This window comes from Citrobacter sp. Cpa228 (assembly GCF_030333085.1).
Lineage (GTDB): Bacteria > Pseudomonadota > Gammaproteobacteria > Enterobacterales > Enterobacteriaceae > Citrobacter > Citrobacter pasteurii.
The window spans coordinates 217,094-232,713 of the sequence record NZ_JAOWGQ010000055.1; the positions used below are offsets into that span (position 1 = coordinate 217,094).

At 49.4% G+C, this 15,620-nt stretch carries 14 protein-coding genes and 1 tRNA gene; 8 read left to right on the forward strand and 7 right to left on the reverse strand.

Features of this window, described 5'->3' with window-relative positions; all coding sequences use genetic code 11:
- The first annotated feature begins 242 nt into the window (after nt 1–242).
- Nucleotides 243–1,481, forward strand: coding sequence for an alanine transaminase (alaC, locus tag OGX91_RS19595; RefSeq protein WP_199946839.1), 1,239 nt, complete (start codon nt 243–245; stop codon nt 1,479–1,481).
- 68 nt (nt 1,482–1,549) lie between these two features.
- On the opposite strand, the gene ypdK is transcribed toward alaC, so the two are convergent.
- Nucleotides 1,550–1,621: a membrane protein YpdK gene (ypdK, locus tag OGX91_RS19600; RefSeq protein WP_010723117.1), complete on the reverse strand. Its 72-nt coding sequence runs from the start codon at nt 1,619–1,621 to the stop codon at nt 1,550–1,552.
- 344 nt (nt 1,622–1,965) lie between these two features.
- Between ypdK and OGX91_RS19605 the strand changes: the two genes are divergently transcribed.
- Nucleotides 1,966–2,580 (forward strand): lysozyme inhibitor LprI family protein, encoded by a 615-nt coding sequence (locus OGX91_RS19605; RefSeq protein ID WP_149691444.1) that lies wholly within the window; start codon nt 1,966–1,968, stop codon nt 2,578–2,580.
- 41 nt (nt 2,581–2,621) lie between these two features.
- On the opposite strand, the gene lpxP is transcribed toward OGX91_RS19605, so the two are convergent.
- Nucleotides 2,622–3,542: a kdo(2)-lipid IV(A) palmitoleoyltransferase gene (gene lpxP / locus OGX91_RS19610; RefSeq protein WP_149691445.1), complete on the reverse strand. Its 921-nt coding sequence runs from the start codon at nt 3,540–3,542 to the stop codon at nt 2,622–2,624.
- A gap of 440 nt (nt 3,543–3,982) precedes the next feature.
- On the opposite strand from lpxP, the gene OGX91_RS19615 reads away from it, so the two are divergent.
- Nucleotides 3,983–4,225 carry a YfdY family protein gene (locus OGX91_RS19615; protein ID WP_005129778.1) on the forward strand — a complete coding sequence of 81 codons (243 nt, stop codon included), beginning with the start codon at nt 3,983–3,985 and terminating at the stop codon, nt 4,223–4,225.
- A 115-nt stretch (nt 4,226–4,340) separates the two neighbouring features.
- Here the strand turns inward: OGX91_RS19615 and pgtP are convergent, their stop codons facing one another.
- Nucleotides 4,341–5,732, reverse strand: a complete 1,392-nt coding sequence (gene pgtP / locus OGX91_RS19620; RefSeq protein WP_286627217.1) for a phosphoglycerate transporter PgtP — start codon at nt 5,730–5,732, stop codon at nt 4,341–4,343.
- A 415-nt stretch (nt 5,733–6,147) separates the two neighbouring features.
- Between pgtP and pgtC the strand changes: the two genes are divergently transcribed.
- Genes pgtC through pgtA form a run of 3 tightly spaced genes read left to right on the forward strand, consistent with a single transcriptional unit; the run spans nt 6,148 to nt 10,590 of the window.
- Nucleotides 6,148–7,347, forward strand: coding sequence for a phosphoglycerate transport regulator PgtC (pgtC, locus tag OGX91_RS19625; protein ID WP_137378438.1), 1,200 nt, complete (start codon nt 6,148–6,150; stop codon nt 7,345–7,347).
- A complete protein-coding gene (pgtB, locus tag OGX91_RS19630; RefSeq protein ID WP_286627218.1) occupies nt 7,344–9,353 on the forward strand; it encodes a two-component system sensor histidine kinase PgtB in 2,010 nt (669 codons plus the stop codon). The genes pgtC and pgtB overlap by 4 nt, the downstream gene beginning before the upstream one ends.
- Nucleotides 9,343–10,590, forward strand: coding sequence for a two-component system response regulator PgtA (pgtA, locus tag OGX91_RS19635; RefSeq protein ID WP_286627219.1), 1,248 nt, complete (start codon nt 9,343–9,345; stop codon nt 10,588–10,590). The genes pgtB and pgtA overlap by 11 nt, the downstream gene beginning before the upstream one ends.
- A gap of 100 nt (nt 10,591–10,690) precedes the next feature.
- Here the strand turns inward: pgtA and OGX91_RS19640 are convergent, their stop codons facing one another.
- From OGX91_RS19640 to OGX91_RS19650, 3 genes are all read right to left on the reverse strand, one after another.
- The gene (locus tag OGX91_RS19640) at nt 10,691–11,230 is read right to left on the reverse strand and encodes a DUF2058 domain-containing protein (RefSeq protein ID WP_040231426.1); all 540 of its coding nucleotides are present in this window, start codon (nt 11,228–11,230) and stop codon (nt 10,691–10,693) included.
- A gap of 206 nt (nt 11,231–11,436) precedes the next feature.
- Nucleotides 11,437–11,511: transfer RNA gene (locus OGX91_RS19645), tRNA-Arg, on the reverse strand.
- 75 nt (nt 11,512–11,586) lie between these two features.
- Nucleotides 11,587–12,528 carry a formate/nitrite transporter family protein gene (locus OGX91_RS19650; protein ID WP_005129767.1) on the reverse strand — a complete coding sequence of 314 codons (942 nt, stop codon included), beginning with the start codon at nt 12,526–12,528 and terminating at the stop codon, nt 11,587–11,589.
- Nucleotides 12,529–12,814: 286 nt separating this feature from the next.
- Between OGX91_RS19650 and mlaA the strand changes: the two genes are divergently transcribed.
- Nucleotides 12,815–13,570, forward strand: coding sequence for a phospholipid-binding lipoprotein MlaA (gene mlaA / locus OGX91_RS19655; RefSeq protein WP_005129765.1), 756 nt, complete (start codon nt 12,815–12,817; stop codon nt 13,568–13,570).
- Between the two features lie 60 nt (nt 13,571–13,630).
- Here the strand turns inward: mlaA and fadL are convergent, their stop codons facing one another.
- Nucleotides 13,631–14,962: a long-chain fatty acid transporter FadL gene (fadL, locus tag OGX91_RS19660; RefSeq protein WP_005129763.1), complete on the reverse strand. Its 1,332-nt coding sequence runs from the start codon at nt 14,960–14,962 to the stop codon at nt 13,631–13,633.
- Nucleotides 14,963–15,333: 371 nt separating this feature from the next.
- On the opposite strand from fadL, the gene OGX91_RS19665 reads away from it, so the two are divergent.
- The gene (locus tag OGX91_RS19665) at nt 15,334–15,618 is read left to right on the forward strand and encodes a YfcZ/YiiS family protein (protein WP_005129756.1); all 285 of its coding nucleotides are present in this window, start codon (nt 15,334–15,336) and stop codon (nt 15,616–15,618) included.
- Nucleotides 15,619–15,620 lie beyond the last annotated feature (2 nt).

Below are 15,620 nucleotides of genomic sequence, written 5' to 3' on the forward strand. Positions count from 1 at the left end.
CAGAGAAGGCGAACTTTAACGTAATGTATTTAACAACAAAATGTTAAAAATTGGTGATTTAATAAGGAGTGGATATTCATGAATTTCCCGTTTTAGAAACGTTGTTCCTCTTTTATGCCGATAAAAAATATTTTGCTGTACCTCTCGACAGAAGGAAATTAATCAGGCTATTTTCTAAACGTGCCACCATCGTGGCAGCGTCGCTCGGACGGTCCGGGCGCTAACGTACATCTGAGGATATTATGGCTGATTCCCGCCCTGAACGTCGTTTTACGCGTATTGATCGTCTTCCCCCTTACGTTTTTAACATTACCGCTGAACTGAAGATGGCTGCGCGTCGGCGCGGCGAAGATATTATCGATTTCAGCATGGGGAATCCGGATGGTGCCACGCCTCCTCACATTGTCGAAAAACTGTGTACCGTGGCGCAGCGCCCGGATACCCACGGTTATTCAACGTCGCGCGGTATTCCTCGTTTACGTCGGGCGATTTCTCGCTGGTATCAGGAACGCTATGACGTCGAGATCGATCCTGAATCCGAAGCGATTGTAACGATTGGCTCCAAAGAGGGGCTGGCTCACCTGATGTTGGCGACATTGGATCACGGCGACACGGTCCTGGTGCCGAATCCCAGTTACCCCATCCATATTTATGGTGCCGTTATCGCCGGTGCACAGGTGCGTTCCGTGCCGCTGGTGGAAGGGGTCGACTTCTTTAATGAACTGGAGCGTGCGATTCGCGAAAGCTACCCGAAACCGAAGATGATGATCTTAGGCTTCCCGTCCAACCCGACGGCACAGTGTGTCGAGCTGGCGTTTTTCGAAAAGGTCGTCGCACTGGCTAAACGCTACGACGTGCTGGTGGTTCATGACCTGGCCTATGCCGATATTGTCTACGATGGCTGGAAAGCGCCATCGATTATGCAGGTTCCGGGTGCCCGTGATGTTGCCGTTGAATTTTTCACCTTGTCGAAAAGCTATAACATGGCGGGGTGGCGCATTGGCTTTATGGTTGGCAATAAAACGCTGGTAAACGCACTGGCGCGCATTAAGAGCTATCACGATTACGGAACGTTTACACCGCTGCAGGTAGCCGCTATTGCAGCGCTGGAAGGCGATCAGCAGTGCGTGCGAGATATTGCGGAGCAATATAAACGCCGTCGCGATGTGCTGGTCAAGGGGCTGCATGAAGCGGGCTGGATGGTTGAAATGCCAAAAGCGTCGATGTACGTGTGGGCAAAAATTCCGGAGCAGTACTCCGCAATGGGGTCGCTTGAATTTGCCAAAAAATTGCTGAATGAGGCGAAGGTCTGTGTTTCGCCGGGGATTGGCTTTGGGGACTATGGTGATACACACGTGCGTTTTGCGTTGATTGAGAACCGCGACCGTACCCGCCAGGCAATCCGCGGAATCAAAGCCATGTTCCGCGCAGATGGTTTACTGCCGGCCAGTCCGAAATCAGCCACTGAAAGTACCGACTAACAAAACCTTCACCTCACACATGCAAACAGGAGCCAAATGGCTCCTGTTTTTTTGCTGCATCTTTCAATTTAGATCATCAGGGCAAAAGTACCGGCCCACACGATGACCATAAAAGAAATGCCCATAAAGAAATATTTCACTTTTCATCTCTCCGCATACGATGAGTACGCCTAAATGAACATCTGCTTACCTGACAGAGAGCTGATGCGAGCATAAACGAAAGGGAGAATACCCCGCGTTTGCTTGGCTGCATCACCCCAGAATTCTGAGCTTTAATGCTCCAGACGGCGCTAATGTACGCCTAAAAATGAGGTGAAACAAGAGGCGTTTTTTTATTTAATTTTAGTAACTTACAAGTGTCGTGATTCGGCGACAGTTTAATTTCCGACGGTAATAAATTGCTATTGAGCGACGTGGCTGTTACTCAGAGAATTCTCATATTACCTTGAGGTTAATGCGGTTAATTTCCTCGCGGAATTTGATAATGAAAAGGTTAAAAATGACCAGATTAATGATGTTAGCACTTGTTCTTGCGCCATTGACGTCGATGGCGGCTGCACCACAAGCGTTCAATTTCAGTTGCGCAAGTATTGGTGGTGTGAATAGTGATGGTAAAGGCAATGTATGGATTAATGGCACAAAAGCGACCATTAAGACCTTCAATGAAAATTACTGGGAGGCAAAGAGCGGTAAAAATACCGTCTCAATTTCCAGAAAAGATGACGGAAACCCGGAAGTGTCCTGGGCTGGCCCAAACCGCAAGCATGGGATTTGTCAGCCTGAAGATAATGTTGATTTCTCTGTGGCGAAAAAATCGACTCATGCTGGCCCATCATTCTCCTGTTCTGCAGTGGAAAAGGGAAGCATGGAAGAGATTATCTGTCTGAGCCCATCGCTCTCCGCAATGGATTTACGATTGAACGAGGTCTACAAACAGGCGCTGGCTAAATCGAAAAATGACCCGACGCTAAAAGCAGAGCAACGAGGTTGGATCAAAGGACGTAATGAATGCTGGAAAGAGCAGGATAAACCCGCCTGCCTTGGCAGAGAATATAGCGAACGAATGACTGAACTACAGAACAAGTGGGGGGTTAAGTAATTCAAGCGCAGAAATAAAGAAAGGCCATTCGGCCTTTCTTTTTAGACATATAGCGAGGCTTCACCCATCGGGCGGGTTTTGAAACGACGATGGATCCAGAGATACTGCTCGGGTGCCCGCATGATCTCTTTCTCAATAATTTTGTTCATATAGGCCGCGGCCTGGTTTTCATCAGCCGGGTAACCTTCCATTTCAGGCGTGATGAACAGGCGATAACCAGAGTTATCTGCTTTTCTCACCATGGTTACGGTCAGCATCGCTGCACCCGACAAACGCGACAGTACGTAGGTACCGTTGGTGGTTGCCACATCTTTGACGGCAAAGAAGGGGGCAAACGAGCTTCCTTTACGACCGTAGTCCTGATCGGGGGCAAACCATACGGCTTCCCCTTTTTTCAGTGCGCCGACAATGCCGCGCAGATTATTTCTGCCGATCATGGCTTTGTTCGAGCGCATACGGCCGCGGGTTTGTATCCACTCCATTAATTTGTTGTTGTGCGGGCGGTAGGTTGCCATCATTGGCTGGCAAAGACCCATCACGCGGCCCCCCAGTTCCAGCGACATAAAATGCACGCCGACTACCATTACGCCACGGTTATGTGCCTGAGCGCGTTGCAGGTTGTCCAGACCTTCAACATCAAACCATTTGCGCACCCGGCGATCTGGCCAGAACCAGGCCATACCGGTTTCAAGCAGTGCCATGCCGAGTGAGCGGAAGTTCTCGTCGACCAGTTTGTTCCTTTCTTCTTGTGACAGATTCGGGAAACAGAGTTCGAGATTTTTATGGGCAATGGATTCCCGGCGCTTTAAAAATGGGCGCGCCAGCGTACCTGTACGGGTGCCCAGAAAACATAAAACAGGATAAGGGAGCTGCACCAGTAACCAGAGCACACCGACACCGAACCATGTGAGCCAGTAGCGCGGATGCAAAAACGCGCGTGAAAATTTACATTGGGGGAACATAAGCACCTGTTGTTGGTACGAAAATAATGTATCGCGAAGATTCTTTGCCTACAGCGTTACTCTCTGACACTGAACAGTTAGGTCACTATTAGCGACAATGGTTCCTGTAAAGAGTGTAAAACTGAGTCAGGACAAACCACGAGGGGTATGAATGATCGGACGCTCAATGTACACCCGAAGATTAATGTCATCCAGAAATAATTCCTCAAGTTTCGTAAATGTTTTTTGGTCGATAAAAAGCAAGAATAGACTTATAGATAATTTGTTGTTTTTATGACGATTAAATAAAGGTCAACGGAGAATGTGCAGTTCAGAAGATGAACAGTTATTGTAGCGAAAATGTTGCTTGAATTGCGAACGGATAGGAATTGTCTTAGACTATAAAATCAAGGAAGTGTAAGGACTTACGTCGATTTTTACGGCAGACAGGAGGTAACGCTATGTTCTATTTTTGGACTTTCCTCGCATTGAGCATTCTGTGCGTTAGTTGCTATATTTGGCAGGTAATGGGCGCTGCCGCGTCAATTAGTTCTTTTTTCGGCATGGCTATCCTTACGGCATTAATTTATTTCTTTACCATACGGTTGACTGACGGAAACGAAATGGTAACGGGACTGTTTCTTTTTCTTGCCCCGGCATGCGGATTGATCATTCGCTTTATGGTAGGGGACAATAAGAATTAAATCACAGGTTCATAACGGAAAACGCAATTGTGTACCACATTGACTGATTTTCTGGCTTCCATCTGGACAAACTAAAGTGCCAGCATCGCTGGCACTTTTTTCTCTCTAAAGCCGATTACCTGGCATCAGCAAGCTGCAGCTCCGTGTCCTGTTGTTGGGCATTTTTTCGTTGTTGTTCGAGTTCCAGCGCTCCGCGGTGGGACAGATAGCAGAACAGTATGCAGCAGACAATCCCGCCCATCAGCAGATAGAAACCGCCATGCCATCCCATTTTATCGACCATGACACCAAACAGACTGGTTCCCAGCGATGCACCAAAAATGTAGCTCATAAAACCGCGTAATCCGACCGCCGAACCGACGGCAAAGCTGGGGACGATTTCCATGGTCTGAACAGACGCCAGGAACTGGGGCACATAGATCAGGCACCCGACGATGGCGGCAAAAATAGTGACCATCAGCAGGGATTCACTTTTCCAGTAACCGATCAGGCAGACGAAGATCAGCGCCATACTAATCATGGCCAACGGCATGCGACGACCTTTAAACAGTTTATCGGTCAACCAGCCCGCCAGCAGTGTGGAAGGAATTGCGGCCCATTCGAAAAACAGGAACGCCACACTCATTTGTTCTTTCGAGAAATGTTTTTCAGTTAACAGATAAATCGGTAACCAACTGATCATGCCAAAACGCACCATATAGACAAAAACATCTACCAATGAAACATACCAGGCATTTTTGTTACGCAGCACGTAGGTGCAAAAAATTTGAAAGGCGCTCATGTTTTCCGGCGCCTGGGTTACGTGCCGGGCATTCAACACGACTTTTTCTTCCGGCATCATCTGTTCCAGAGCAGGCAAGCCTTCTTCGCGCGGTGAGCCTTTCCCCAACATCAGAACAATAAAAGCAAACAGCACCGCAACACAGGCTGGGACGATATAGCTGGCGCTTTGCCAGTGTTCGCTGCCGAGAATTGCAAAAGCGGCGCCAACAATAGGGGCGACAATACCGCCGCCGACGTTGTGTGAGATATTCCAGAATGCGCCAACGCGTCCGCGCTCTTTGCGTGGGAACCAGTTGGCGATGGTAATAAACGAGGGACCGACGCCCATCCCCTGGAATAGTCCGTTGAAGACCACCAGTGCGGCAAAAATCCAGAATCCGGTGCTGAACCCTAAGCCAACGTTGACGATAGCGCACAGGATCAGGCCGCAAGCCATAAAGACTTTCGGGCTGGCTTTGTCTGCCAGGCTGCTCATGATGCCTTTACTGATCCCATAGGCAATTAGCATACAACTGCTGAGTAAACCAATCTGTGTTGCGCTGAGATCCAGATGTTCTTTCAGGTACGGGGTAGAGAGGGTGAAGTTATTACGTACAATATAATACGCAAGATAGCCAAGAAATACGCTAAGTAACGCCTGGATGCGGTATCGACCATAAGTCTCCTGAATTTTCTCTTCCGGGACTTTATTTGCCGATGGCCCTGTCTTAAATATTGATAACATATCATCACCTAAATTTATATTGATGTGAATATCAGGATTTTTCGCAGAGAAGAGTGAAATAGATGGCTAAGAAATTCAAATTGAAGAAATGTGTCACTATTGACTCAATTTGCTGAAAATGGGGCTGATTTTGACTCTTTTGAATTATGGTGAGGCCAGAGCTATTATTCTTAATGCGTTTTTATCATCAGCATGTGCGGGTATTAACAAATTCAAACGACATTTTCAGGTATTCTTTATCTCTGTTATCGTATTCCGTCTGGTTATTTTGATAGCAGTTTTATCTTTTCCATGTGTCGCGATAAACGGGTAAATTTTGTCTCAATATTATTTTTTGAAGATGTTGGTATTTATGAGCAGGATCACAAACAGACTTTTCTGTCGGGGTAGTTTGTTGGCGCTCTCACTGTGTTTTATGTCGCTGTCGGCGACCTGTCTGGCACAGGGGAAGGAACTGGTGATGGCGACGACGTTTTCCCCGGGGGCAACGGCCTGGATTATTCAGCGCTGGCAAACGGAGCCGGGGTCAGTGATGATCCGCACGCTAAACCGCACCAGTTCTTCTCTCGAACAACTGCTCGATACCGCGAATGCGGAAAACGTTGACCTGATTTTGACCTCTTCGCCGATGCTACTGCAGCATCTTCAGGAGCATCAGAAACTTGCTCCTTTTGATAATGCATTGCCGGAAAGCCAGCGTCTGGTGCCTGAGTCAATACGGTCGACGTCTGTAGCCGTGGCGATCTCGGGATTTGGTCTACTGATTAATCGTTCAGCACTGACGGCGCGACATCTGCCTCCACCGACGGACTGGGGGGATTTAACGCATCCTAAATATCAAAATGCCCTGCTGATGAGTAGCCCATCGCGCTCCGATACCAATCACCTGATGGTTGAATCATTGCTGCAACAAAAAGGGTGGCAAGAAGGTTGGGCGACATTGCTGGCCAGTGCCGGGAACCTGGTGACCATCTCATCACGCAGCTTTGGTGTTGCGGACAAAATTAAGAGCGGATTGGGCGTTGCGGGACCGGTTATTGATAACTATGCCAATCTGCTGCTCAATGACCCCAATCTGACCTTTAATTACTTTCCACACTCTGCGGTCTCGCCGACCTACGTAGCCGTGCTGAAAAACAGCCCGCGTGCCAATGAAGCACAACGTTTTATCCGCTATTTATTGAGCCCGGAAGGGCAGCGGATCCTTGCAGATGCGAATACCGGTAAATATCCGGTAACGTCGCTGGCAGCAGATAACCCGCGTGCAGCCCAACAGGCCATTTTGATGAAACAGCCACCGCTTAATTACCGTCTGATCCTGAAGCGTCAACAGCTGGTCCAGCGAATGTTTGATACGGCCATCAGTTTCCGCCTCGCGCAGCTTAAGGATGCCTGGCGAGCGCTGTACAGTGCGGAAGCTCGTCTGAAACACCCGTTACCCGAAATCAGAGCGCTGTTAACCCAGGTCCCAATCGACGCCAGGAGCAGCGAAGATGAAGCCTGGCTTGCTCAATTCGATAACAAAAGTTTTGCTGAACAGCAAATGATGGAGTGGCAACTCTGGTTTCTTAAAAACCAGCGGCTGGCGATATCAAAACTGGAAGAACTACAATGAAAGGCGGTTCGCTATGGCAACGTCTTCGTCAGCTCAGCATCAGCAGCAGTTTGCGGGGGGCTTTTCTGACGGGGGCTTTACTGACGCTGAGCGTGAGCTGTGTCAGTTTGTATTCCTGGCATGAGCAAAGCTCGCAAATCCGCTATTCGCTCGATGACTATTTCCCGCGCGTGCATTCCGCTTTTTTGATTGAAGGGAATCTTAATCTGGTTGTCGATCAGCTTAATGAATTCCTGCTTGCCCCCAATACGACCGTACGGCTGCAATTGCGCAATCAGATCATAGAACATCTGGACAAAATTGAACTGCTGAGCCGGGGATTGCAACCCGCGGAACAACAACAGCTGGCGGTGATTTTGCAGGATAGTCGGGCATTGATGACCGAGCTGGACCGGGTGCTCTACAACATGTTCCTGGTACGCGAAAAAGTCAGCGAACTTTCCGCGCGAATCGACTGGTTACATGATGATTTCACGACCGAACTGAACTCTCTGGTGCAGGATTTCACCTGGCAGCAGGGAACGTTGTTGGATCAAATTGAAGCGAAAAATGGCGACGCGGCGTTGTACCTGAAACGCGCCAGGGAGGTGCAGAATGAGCAGCAACAGGTGTACACGCTGGCAAGAATTGAAAACCAGATTGTCGATGATTTACGCGACAGGTTGAATGAACTGAAGTCAGGTAGCGACGACGGCATGCTGGTCGAGAATCATATTCGCTATCTGGAAAATCTGAAGAAAACGGCGGATGAAAATATCCGCACCCTGGACGACTGGCCCAGTACTATCACGTTGCGACAAACCATCGACGAATTGCTGGAAATCGGGATGATGAAAAACAAAATGCCCGATACGATGCGTGATTATGTCGCGGCGCAAAAAGCGCTGGTTGATGCCAGCCATGCCAGAGAAGCTACACTTGGACGTTTCCGAACGTTGCTTGAGGCTCAGTTGGGAAGTAGCCATCAACAAATGCAGATGTTTAACCAGCGACTGGAGCAGATTGTTCGCGTCAGCGGTGGGCTTATTCTGCTGGCGACGCTGTTGGCGCTGCTTCTTGCCTGGGGACTCAACCACTACTTTATCCGTTCACGGTTGGTGAAGCGTTTTACCGCGCTCAACCAGGCCGTGGTGCAAATTGGTCTTGGCAGAACCGATGCCTCGATCCCGGTTTATGGTCGTGATGAGCTAGGGCGCATTGCAGGGTTACTGCGCCATACGCTGGGTCAGCTCAATACGCAAAAAAGTCAGCTTGAACAGGAAGTGGCAGAGCGTAAGGAGATTGAGGCCGATCTGCGAGCGACCCAGGGCGAATTGATTCAGACGGCGAAATTGGCGGTGGTCGGACAGACCATGACCACGCTGGCCCACGAAATCAATCAACCACTGAATGCGTTGTCGATGTATCTGTTTACTGCGGGCAGAGCAATTGAACAAGAGCAGTTGGCGCAGGCCAGAAGCACGTTAACCAAAGCCGAAGGACTCATTACCCGTATCGATGCCATTATCCGCTCATTGCGACAGTTTGCACGCCGGGCCGAGCCGGGGGCACCGCTGCATCCGGTCGATTTACGGCAGACCTTCAGCGCGGCCTGGGAACTATTGGCTATGCGGCATAAACCGCAGCAGGGTACGCTTTCGCTGCCAATTGAGCGCGTGTGGGTTACGGGCGATGAGGTGAGAATTCAGCAAGTTCTGGTAAACATACTGGCAAATGCGCTGGATGCCTGCCCGGTTGCCGCGAAGATTGACGTTCACTGGCAGGTTGAGGGCAGCACGGTGTGTGTATTTATCAGCGATAATGGCCCCGGCTGGCCTGATGCACTGCTACCGTCGCTATTAAAACCGTTTACCACCAGTAAGGATGTTGGTCTCGGTATTGGGCTATCAATTTGTGTCTCATTAATGACGCAGATGAACGGCGAGCTACGCCTGGCGTCGACGCTGGGGCGCAATGCCTGCGTGGTACTGCAATTCAACCTGACGGATGTAGAAGATGTTGAGTGATGAATATTCTGTTCTGCTGATTGATGATGATACCGATGTCCTTGATGCTTACACCTTGTTGCTTGAGCAGGCAGGCTATCGGGTATGCGCGTGCAATAACCCCTACGATGCCCGAAATTGGCTACAGGCTGACTGGCCCGGTATCGTACTGAGTGATGTGTGTATGCCTGGCTGTAACGGTATCGAACTGATGGCTCTTTTTCATCAGGATGATAACCAGCTACCGATCCTGCTGATTACCGGACATGGTGATGTGCCGATGGCGGTGGATGCGGTGAAGAAAGGGGCATGGGATTTTCTGCAAAAACCGGTCGATCCCGGCAAGCTGCTGTTGCTGGTTGCACAGGCGTTGCAGCAGCGAAAATCTGTGATTGCCCGTCGTTATTACTGCCAGCAAAAGCTGCAGGTTGAGCTGGTTGGCTACAGCGACTGGATAAATCAGTACCGTCAACGCCTGCAGCAACTGGCAGAAACGGATCTTGCCGTCTGGTTTTATGGGGAACCCGGGACGGGACGTATGACGGGAGCCCGTTATTTGCATCAGTTGGGACGTAGCGCCCAGGGGCCGTTTATCCGCGCCGAACTTACCGCCGGGAACACCGCTCAGCTCGATGAGCTGATTGCTCAAGCGCAAGGTGGGACGCTGGTATTAAACCATATAGCGTGTTTGACGCGCGAGCAGCAGCACAAGTTGGTTCACCTGCAAAGTCAGGAGCGGCGTCCTTTTCGGTTAATTGGTGTTGGCACGACATCGCTGGTGGAGCTGGCGGCAACAAACCAGATCGTGGCCGAACTCTATTACTGTTTCGCCATGACACAAATCGCCTGCCAGCCTCTATCCATGCGCCCGGACGATATTGAACCGCTATTTCGCCATTACCTGCAAAAAGCCTGTCTGCGTCTGAACCACCCCATTCCGGAGGTCGACGGGGAATTGCTAAAAGGCATGCGACGTCGTGTGTGGTTAAGTAATGTGCGAGAGCTGGCAAACGCCGCAGAGCTTTTTGCCGTTGGGTTGCTGCCATTGGCGGAGACCGCTAATCCGCAGTTGCACATGCCGGAACCGACACCGTTGGATCGCCGGGTTGAAGAGTATGAGCGGCAAATCATTACCGAAGCGCTAAATATTCATCAAGGGCGTATTAATGAAGTGGCAGAATATCTGCAAATTCCGCGTAAAAAACTGTATTTGCGGATGAGAAAATACGGGCTAAGTAAAGAGCATTATAAGTTCTAGAGAGATGAGGTGCGGTTATGATAAGGGTAATTGAATGAACATCTGAGTCGTCACCTCATTATTAGAAAAAATGCCGGACTTATTATCCGGCATTTTTCGCTTACCACATTAAATCGTCAGGTACGACGAAGTCAGCATAAGGATCGTCTTCGTCTTTCGCTTCCTGACTCAGCTCGCAATTTAAGACGATGTAGCTGTCGTCGCGCTGTGCAATTTTATCGGCAACGACGGCTGGGATAATAGCATATTCGCTGTCACGGTCGCTTTCTGCAGTCAGCCGGGCAATAGCCAGACGTCCTTTAATCAATTGCGCCTGTGTCACCTTATCCACGTAGATTTTTTTAATCAGATTATTATCGGTGAAGTTATACCCAATATCACCTTTGGAAATGGTGATTTTGTTCATTTCAATAAGCTGCTTAATCTGCGCTTTGTATTCTTTCGACAGCGTCGCTTGTTTCTGTTGATCGCTTAACTGCTTATCCCGTTCAATTTGTGCTTTTTTATTCTCTTCAACCGCTTCTCTGGCTTCACGGGCCTGAACGCGTGATTTTTTCGCTGTTCTCTGCACTTTCGCCATTTTTTTGCTGGAGACTAAGCCAGCTTTCAGCATCTGTTCTTGTAGGGTGAGTTTTGTCATTTTTGCATCTGATCCAATAAAATCGTTGTCAGGATTATAACCTTAACGTCCAACGGGATGCCAGAATACGGGGTTTGCCAAACCGATCTTGCTCCTGTCTGGTACCGCGAAATGCTCAGGCGCTAAACGCCGGGGGAGAAACGGTGTGGGGCTATGGCAAGTACCGTGATGGTGAAATAAAACAGAGCGTTGCGTTATAGATGTGATGGTGTCCCCTGCAGGAATCGAACCTGCAACTAGCCCTTAGGAGGGGCTCGTTATATCCATTTAACTAAGGGGACGAAGCGGCACGAGTATAGCGTTTTTTACTCCCAACGGTAAGTCTCAGGCTGCCTGACTGCTCAAACAGTCGCCACTCAGGTCTGTTTTTTCTGGTTTTTCTGCGGTTGTGCTTCCCGCTTTGCTTGCAACCGGGCTTCTTCCTTGCGTTTATTGCTCATATCGTTGCGGATCTGCGCGTGGCTCATCAGCGCAAAGATAAACGTCCCGCCACAGATATTCCCGGCCAGTGTCGGCAAGGCAAAAGGCCAGAAAAAGTCGCCCCAGTGCAGTGTGCCAGTAAAGACCAGATAGAGAATTTCAACTGAACCCACGACGATATGTGTGGTATCGCCTAAGGCAATCAGCCAGGTCATCAGGACAATGACGACAATCTTTGCGGCTCCGGCGGCGGGAAACATCCAGACCATTGTGGCAATCAACCAGCCGGAGACAATGGCATTGGCAAACATCTCCGTCGGGCTATTTTTCATAACATCCATGCCTATTTTGACGAAAGCGTCGCGGGTCGCCTCATCAAAAATCGGCATGTATTCAAACGCCCATGCCGCAATCCCGGTGCCGAGAATATTACCCAGTAGTACTACGCTCCACAGACGCATCAACAGACCAAAATTGCCGAGGGTAGGGTTTTGCATAACGGGTAAGACGGCGGTGACGGTATTTTCCGTAAAGAGCTGTTGGCGGGCCATAATCACAATAATAAAGCCGAAGGTATAACCAAGATTCTCCAGCAAAAATCCGCCGGGAACACCCTCCAGCTGTACGTGAAAGATTCCCTTTGCCAGCAACGATGCACCCATTGACAGTCCGGCAGCGATGGCTGACCACAATAGCGCCATCGCGTCACGTTCCATCTCTTTTTCTCCGTCCTGGCGGATATGCTCGTGGATCGCCATTGCACGTGAGGGGAGCCTGTCCTCATTGAGCTCTATCTTTTTTCCGCTCCGCTTTTCTTCGCTTTCCACCTGGAGCTCGTCGCTGTGGCGATCAATCTTCTCTTTTTCGATGTCATTCATACCTGGATCCTGAATAAGCACGTATTGCTAAAGCGTAGCGGTTTTTATTTGAAGGCTGGTGGATAAAGCTTGAAATCGCAAAAATGGTAACGCATGTTTTTATTGGCTTCGTTAAAATGAACCATCACTGTGCCTGTATTACCAGGCTATGATCAAATCAGTAAGTTAGGGCATATAGACATCGATTGACGTGCTGTTACAATCGCTCACATCTAATCAGGCGGATACATCATCGTTCCGTCATGGATGGCAATCAGCGATAGCCATAATACACAGGGAGACACTTATGAAGCTTCGCCTGTCGGCGCTTGCGCTGGGAACCACACTTTTGGTGGGGTGTGCGAGCTCCGGTACTGAACAGCAGGGGCGTTCGGACCCATTTGAAGGGTTCAACCGCACCATGTACAACTTCAACTTTAATGTGTTGGATCCATACGTTGTTCGCCCGGTGGCTGTAGCCTGGCGTGATTATGTTCCGCAGCCGGCCCGTAATGGTTTGAGCAACTTTACTGGCAACCTTGAAGAACCGGCTGTCATGGTTAACTATTTTCTGCAAGGCGATCCCTATCAGGGGATGGTGCATTTTACCCGTTTCTTCCTCAACACCTTGTTAGGTATGGGCGGGTTTATTGATGTGGCGGGGATGGCGAATCCGAAGTTGCAGCGTGTTGAACCACACCGCTTCGGCAGCACATTAGGCCATTATGATGTCGGTTACGGTCCATATATGCAGCTTCCGTTCTACGGCAGCTTCACGCTGCGTGATGATGGCGGCGATATGGTGGATACGCTGTATCCGGTTCTGTCCTGGTTAACCTGGCCGTTGTCGATAGGTAAATGGACGGTTGAAGGAATTGAAACGCGTGCGCAACTGCTCGATTCTGACGGTCTGCTGCGTCAATCCTCAGATCCTTACATCATGGTGCGTGAAGCTTACTTCCAGCGCCATGACTTTATTGCGAATGGCGGTAAACTCAAACCAGAAGAAAACCCGAACGCAAAAGATATTCAGGATGAGTTAAAAGAGATCGATTCTGAGTAAGGAATTGAAGCAAATAAAAAGGTGAGCTAAAAAGCTCACCTTTTTTACGTTTGATGAAAATCAGAATGCGTAGTTCAGGTTCATACCGTACAGCCAGGCTTTCCCTTCTGATTCGAAGGAGTATGGGCCTTCTTCGAATTTCACTTTCTGACCGTGCATATAAGAAATGCCGACATCCAATGAAGCATCTTTATTAAACGCGTAGGTTGTACCCGCACTCAGCCAGAAGCGATCCTGATCCGGAATAGAGATGGAACGGCGGTTAGCTGGAACCGGGCTATCATCGAAGGCGATACCGGTACGGAATGTCCAGGTATCATCGTAGTAGTAGGTAGTACCCAGCGCGATGCGGTAAGAGTCTTTGAAACCTTCTTCTTTATAGAACAGCGTCTGGCCGTTGCTGCCTTTCGCTTTAAGTTCCTGGAACTGACTCCAACTGGTATATGCCATGCTGTAGTGAACCGCCCACTGTGGTGCAACGCGGTTATAACCTGAGAACTCCCACATTTCTGGCAGATTCAGATCAAGTGATCCGTCGATTGTGTTGCCGTTAGTGCCAGCAGGCAGGCTAGCGAACACCGGGCGCAACTGCGCAGGAATACGGTCCATTGATGGCAGGCTGCTGCGGTAATCACCGTCGAAGTCAACTTTTACTTCCGAACGGTAGGTGAAACCGTAACGGTTATCTTTATCCACTTCATAAAGAATACCGGCGTTCCAGCCGAAGCCCCATTCGTCACCCTTCAGGCGCGCAATCTGCGTATCTGCCGGGTATTGTGCGGCCAGTGCGGGAGGAACCCGGCCACCAGAGCCTGCAACGATCTGCTGCGGCAGATCGCCTGCATAACGCTCAAGCTTCGCTTTGGCATAGACGGCGTTAAAACCGAGGCCGAAGCTAAAATGATTATTCAGACGGTAGGCGCCGCTCAGGTTTAAGTTCAGCGTTTCCAGATCGGTTTTTCCGCCCATCGAGCCGGCTGCATAATTATTGTTAAACTCCGTTGCCAGACCATAATTAGAGGTAACTGACGCCCCCCAACCAAACTGATCGTTAATCGGGGCAACAAAGTGCACGTTCGGTATCCAGGCGGTTGGGGCGATATTATCCTGGCTGGCGTCATTACCAATGCGCGAACGCCCGGAAATATCGACATCCGGGTCAACGAAAATCGCACCCGCAGAGAAAGTAGGGCGATCAAACATCATGATCAACGCAGGGTTACGACTGGCGTTACCAGCATCATCTGCAATAGCGCCTTCACCCGAATATGCCCGGCCAAGGCCAGAGGAAGAAAATTCGTTTAACTGAAAGCCTGCAGACCAGGCCTGTGTGGAGATAATTGCCACTGCGACTGCGAGAGCAGACTTTGTAAACAGGGTTTTCTGGCTCATGACCATAACCTCATAGATTTATTTTTATACAAACTATGTTACATGCCGTAACAGGAGCGCGAAGTGTAGGGTCTGAGGTACCACATAGAAATCAGACCAGTGGCGAGAGTATAGGTCTGACCAGCCAGAATGTTGCAAGTATGTTTATAAATATTTTCAATTCTGATCTAAGAAACGCGATCCAGCTGGCAAAATTGCGGGTGTACGCACTCACCTGTTTGGGCGATTTTTGTTTTAGATCATTTTTAAGTGTGATTTCTGTCACTTATCTCATTTCGCACAATTAACGACTGGAGAGGCGAATAATGGGAGCGTAAAATGTCCCTATCGTTTATCTGGCACCTCGGGTGCGAATACAGAGGAAATCTACAATGAGTAAATGCAGTGCTGATGAAACCCCGGTTTGCTGCTGTATGGATGTTGGCACCATCATGGACAACTCCGATTGCACCGCTTCCTACAGCCGCGTGTTCGCGAATCGCGCAGAGGCAGAAGAAACGCTGGCCGCTCTGACTGAGAAGGCACGTAGCGTGGAATCTGAACCTTGCAAAATCACCCCGACTTTCACTGAAGAGTCAGAGGGTGTGCGTCTGGATATCGATTTTGTTTTTGCCTGTGAAGCTGAAACGCTGATTTTCCAGCTGGGCCTGCGTTAATC

Excerpts from the sequence above, each read along its gene's own strand:
- alaC (WP_199946839.1), top strand. The coding sequence starts at position 243 with ATGGCTGATTCCCGCCCTGAACGTCGTTTTACGCGTATTGATCGTCTT.
- OGX91_RS19605 (WP_149691444.1), top strand. The coding sequence starts at position 1,966 with ATGAAAAGGTTAAAAATGACCAGATTAATGATGTTAGCACTTGTTCTT.
- lpxP (WP_149691445.1), bottom strand. The coding sequence starts at position 3,542 with ATGTTCCCCCAATGTAAATTTTCACGCGCGTTTTTGCATCCGCGCTAC.
- OGX91_RS19615 (WP_005129778.1), top strand. The coding sequence starts at position 3,983 with ATGTTCTATTTTTGGACTTTCCTCGCATTGAGCATTCTGTGCGTTAGT.
- pgtP (WP_286627217.1), bottom strand. The coding sequence starts at position 5,732 with ATGTTATCAATATTTAAGACAGGGCCATCGGCAAATAAAGTCCCGGAA.
- pgtC (WP_137378438.1), top strand. The coding sequence starts at position 6,148 with ATGTCGCTGTCGGCGACCTGTCTGGCACAGGGGAAGGAACTGGTGATG.
- pgtB (WP_286627218.1), top strand. The coding sequence starts at position 7,344 with ATGAAAGGCGGTTCGCTATGGCAACGTCTTCGTCAGCTCAGCATCAGC.
- pgtA (WP_286627219.1), top strand. The coding sequence starts at position 9,343 with ATGTTGAGTGATGAATATTCTGTTCTGCTGATTGATGATGATACCGAT.
- OGX91_RS19640 (WP_040231426.1), bottom strand. The coding sequence starts at position 11,230 with ATGACAAAACTCACCCTACAAGAACAGATGCTGAAAGCTGGCTTAGTC.
- OGX91_RS19650 (WP_005129767.1), bottom strand. The coding sequence starts at position 12,528 with ATGAATGACATCGAAAAAGAGAAGATTGATCGCCACAGCGACGAGCTC.
- mlaA (WP_005129765.1), top strand. The coding sequence starts at position 12,815 with ATGAAGCTTCGCCTGTCGGCGCTTGCGCTGGGAACCACACTTTTGGTG.
- fadL (WP_005129763.1), bottom strand. The coding sequence starts at position 14,962 with ATGAGCCAGAAAACCCTGTTTACAAAGTCTGCTCTCGCAGTCGCAGTG.
- OGX91_RS19665 (WP_005129756.1), top strand. The coding sequence starts at position 15,334 with ATGAGTAAATGCAGTGCTGATGAAACCCCGGTTTGCTGCTGTATGGAT.